The organism is Bilophila sp. 4_1_30 (genome assembly GCF_000224655.1).
Lineage (GTDB): Bacteria > Desulfobacterota > Desulfovibrionia > Desulfovibrionales > Desulfovibrionaceae > Bilophila > Bilophila wadsworthia.
Genome location: NZ_JH114233.1, coordinates 581,594 through 585,161, shown reverse-complemented (window position 1 = coordinate 585,161; position 3,568 = coordinate 581,594). Strand labels below are relative to the sequence as shown.

At 53.2% G+C, this 3,568-nt stretch carries 4 protein-coding genes; all 4 read left to right on the top strand.

What is annotated here, in order from left to right:
- Nucleotides 1-179: 179 nt before the first annotated feature.
- The 4 genes from HMPREF0178_RS14450 (at nt 180) to HMPREF0178_RS14435 (ending at nt 2,787) form a co-directional block, all read left to right on the top strand.
- A complete protein-coding gene (locus tag HMPREF0178_RS14450; RefSeq protein ID WP_009368773.1) occupies nt 180-1,160 on the top strand; it encodes a tail fiber protein in 981 nt (326 codons plus the stop codon).
- Between the two features lie 9 nt (nt 1,161-1,169).
- Nucleotides 1,170-1,751 carry a hypothetical protein gene (locus HMPREF0178_RS14445; protein ID WP_009368772.1) on the top strand — a complete coding sequence of 194 codons (582 nt, stop codon included), beginning with the start codon at nt 1,170-1,172 and terminating at the stop codon, nt 1,749-1,751.
- The gene (locus HMPREF0178_RS14440; RefSeq protein ID WP_009368771.1) at nt 1,748-1,996 is read left to right on the top strand and encodes a hypothetical protein; all 249 of its coding nucleotides are present in this window, start codon (nt 1,748-1,750) and stop codon (nt 1,994-1,996) included. The genes HMPREF0178_RS14445 and HMPREF0178_RS14440 overlap by 4 nt, the downstream gene beginning before the upstream one ends.
- Before the next feature lie 131 nt (nt 1,997-2,127).
- Nucleotides 2,128-2,787 (top strand): class I SAM-dependent methyltransferase, encoded by a 660-nt coding sequence (locus HMPREF0178_RS14435; protein WP_039959096.1) that lies wholly within the window; start codon nt 2,128-2,130, stop codon nt 2,785-2,787.
- Nucleotides 2,788-3,568: the final 781 nt, after the last annotated feature.

Genomic DNA, 3,568 nt, shown 5'->3' with positions numbered 1-3,568 from the left:
TCCCGTACCGTCTTATCGAGCTTTGACGATGCTACGACGCCGGGCAATTTTCATGTCCTGTGGATATACAACAACATCCGCACCTGACGGCATCCTAGAACAAAAACCAATATGCAGATGGCGTACTAGAAGTAAGAGATAATAGATCGGCAAGTTTTGTGTCTTCATTTGCGAGATTAATGCAACGTCTCACTATTATAGGTGGTGCTACTCGTGCGGATTCCGCACGTATCTTTGTGCGCACTCAGTCGTGGGGCGTAACCCGTGAGTGGTTTCCGTGGGTCGAATTGGTTTCGTACAACAAATTCGGCGACGGTTTCCGCAACACCAACGGCATCATCTCCGTCCCCGAATACGATGGTGCAACGGCATCGACTGCCGGGACGAGCGGCCTTGTGCCGCCCGCAACCGCCGGGCAGCATGAAAGCTTTTTGACCGGAAGCGGGGAGTACAAGCCCGCGCTCACCAAGGTTTCCGACAGCGTGAGTCTGGCGGATTCAACGACGGTGGCGTCCGCCAAGGCCGTGAAGACGGCCTATGAGCTGGCCAAGAAGGCTCTCCCCAAGTCTGGTGGGGCTGTTTCGGGAAACATGGACGTGACAGGAATATTTACGGTCAAAGCCCCTGCCGGATCAGCGGAAGGAGGTGAGATACATCTGACAAATGGTACGGATGGGAGCTACTTCGCGATAATCGATACCACAGGAAATCAAATCAGATTTTTTGGTGGGCCGGGAGCTCCTGTAGCTGTCAATCTGGAAACCGGGAAGTTTGTAGGAAATCTAACCGGCAAAGCCGATTCTGCGGTTTCAGCTGACAACGCGTTAGCTTTTGCCGGAAGGCCGTGGATGGAGGGATTACATAATGACAACCCGAACTGGCTGCTTGGTTCGGTAAGTGATCAGCTGAGGCCCGTAAATGCGAGCATGTTAAAAGTATACGCGGCGGATAGAATCAATAACAGCAGTTTCGCTTACGGCAGGGCTAGTAATGGCTTTACCCTCCCCAATGGTGGTTCTTGGTTTGTTTTCTGTATATTAGATATTGATCTATCTCATGATAGCGTTAATGCCACGCCAACTTTCGCCGCTGGCGGAACATATCTCAATTCGAGCTTTGATGGCACTGGCTATACTTGGATCGGTATAAAAGTTTTGTAGGAGTCATTTATGTATGCTATTGCTGATTTTGATCTTACGAACGTCATTCATAGGCAAGATGGATCATATGTTGCGATCGTGAAGTGCAGTGGAATTCCTTATCACATTGCGTCTGATATTGATGACTACCGGCACTTGCTCTCGTCATTTTCGGAATACGTAAGTGCGCACCCCGAATGCGTGACCGAAGAACAACCGTATGTTCCGCCCGTACCGACGCTTGAGCAGACGAAAGCTGCAAAGCTTTCCGAGATCAATAAGGCCGCCGATGCCGCCATAGCCACACTCACGGCGACCTACCCGGACCGCGAAATCAGCACATTCGACAAGCAGGAATCCGAGGCCCGCGCCTATGCCGTCGATTCTACGGCTTCAACGCCACTCCTTTCGGCGTTGGCACAGGCTCGGGGTGTCCCTCCCGATGAGCTTGTGCGCAGGGTGCTCGCCAAGGCCGACGCCTTTGCCATGGCTTCCGGTTCAATTATCGGCCAGCGTCAGGCACTGGAAGATCGGCTTGATGCCTGTACGACGATGGAAGAGGTGCAGGGCATCACCGTCAACATCTCAATGCAGGGCGGGGGAGAAGCATGACATACGGCAAGCGAACGTTGATCGCCGTTGACCAGCTCATCAATACGCTCCTCGGCGGCTGGCCGGACGAAACCCTGTCCTCGCGCTGTTATCGTTGGGCGAGGGACGGCGTGCGGGCATGGCCCCGGCGCGTGGTGGACGGGCTGTTCTTCTGGCAGAGGGAGCACTGCAAGAGCAGTTATGAGAGCGAGAGGGAAGGGAGGCAATCGCCGCCGGAGTTACGGCGCGTGACCCCGGAAGCGTAAAACGTTAGAGTATGTTCAGGCAGAGGCGGGGGAGATTGGAGCCTCCCCCACCGGCCCGGTGTACGACCACCGGACCACGGCCCCACACGATAAGGACATATCGTGCAGAGTTTCCGCCAGTGTTCGTGCCCATGACGACAGGAGCTGAACAGAATAAACGGCAGGATTGGACGTTTCAGGGGTTTGCCCCAGAATTTGATGTCCATGTGCGGGAGCAGTTGCCGTGGTATGGGATGGCGACGGAATCCGTCGCGCTGATTGCGCGGCACTACATTCCCCGGCGAGGTCTGGTTTATGACCTCGGGGCCAGCACGGGGAACGTCGGACGGGCTCTCTCGCCGACGCTGGCAGAGAGAAACGCACGACTTATTGCGCTTGATGAAGTCCCGGATATGGTGAAGGCGTACAATGGGCCGGGGAGGGCGGTCATGGCTGACGTAGCCCGATACCCCTATAAGCCGTTTGATGTCGTGGTCTGTTTCCTCGTCCTCATGTTCCTGCCCGTCCCGGCGCGGCGGCGGTTGCTTGCGACGCTGCGGGAGAAGGTGAAGCCGGGCGGGGCTATCATCGTCGTGGACAAGGAAGAGTCGCCCGGCGGCTATCCGGCTACGGTGCTGTCCCGGCTGACGTGGGATTGCAAGCTCAGGCAGGGCGCGGAACCGGGGGCGGTGATGCGGAAAGAGCTTTCGCTGTCCGGCGTGCAGCGGCCTTTGTACAAGGGAGAGTTGGGGCCCGATGCCGTGGAGGTGTTCCGATTCGGGGATTTTGCGGGATGGTTGATTGAGGGATAGAAAAAGCCCTCTCGGTGGTAATCCGGGAGGGCTTTTTTAGACACATATTCTGACACATATTTGTGCCCGATTCCGCCACATTTTGACACATTCTGCTGAGTATAAATATAATTATTTAAGTGTATTAACTCGTATTATATACCCCGAATGGGGGTCTTTTTTTGTCTGGGGATCTGTGACGGGGTTTGCGCTTCGGGCGTATCCTTGGTGTGAGCGAGGATATGAACCTGTTGAATTCGGTCGATAAGAAAAGGTGACATTTTAAGTTTGTATGCTAATGAATGATAATATATCATGAAATATGAATATATTTTTGAGGAATAAGAATAAGGAAAAGCCCTGAACACATCGAGTGCTCAGGGCTTTTTCCTGATTTCCACATGGAAAAACCTGCTAGTTATACTTCCTTACGCCATAGATACCGACGACAACGGAGATGAGCATGAAAGCACCAGCGATGATCATAATAGGAAACATGGACATGGTGGACTCCTTTATCGTTATAGGTTTCAGAAAAAGGAAACACACAGCAGAAAAATCCGTACAAAAGTTTGTAGAGAACGCCCTTTCGTCGTGAATCCTGTCTAGCATCATTCATGGAAAAGGCACAAACGGAAAAAAATGTTCTTTTTGACAACTAAAACTTATTAGAGACGCTGCCATAACTGAAAAATGCCCGAGGCCGGAATCATCCTGCGGGCATTTTTAATAATCGGGCGGAAAGGGGAGGCGGAAGGGGCGGGGGCGGGCCACTTCATCGGCCTATGCCTCTCTCTCTCTC

Excerpts from the sequence above, each read along its gene's own strand:
- HMPREF0178_RS14450 (WP_009368773.1), top strand. The coding sequence starts at position 180 with ATGCAACGTCTCACTATTATAGGTGGTGCTACTCGTGCGGATTCCGCA.
- HMPREF0178_RS14435 (WP_039959096.1), top strand. The coding sequence starts at position 2,128 with ATGACGACAGGAGCTGAACAGAATAAACGGCAGGATTGGACGTTTCAG.
- HMPREF0178_RS14440 (WP_009368771.1), top strand. The coding sequence starts at position 1,748 with ATGACATACGGCAAGCGAACGTTGATCGCCGTTGACCAGCTCATCAAT.
- HMPREF0178_RS14445 (WP_009368772.1), top strand. The coding sequence starts at position 1,170 with ATGTATGCTATTGCTGATTTTGATCTTACGAACGTCATTCATAGGCAA.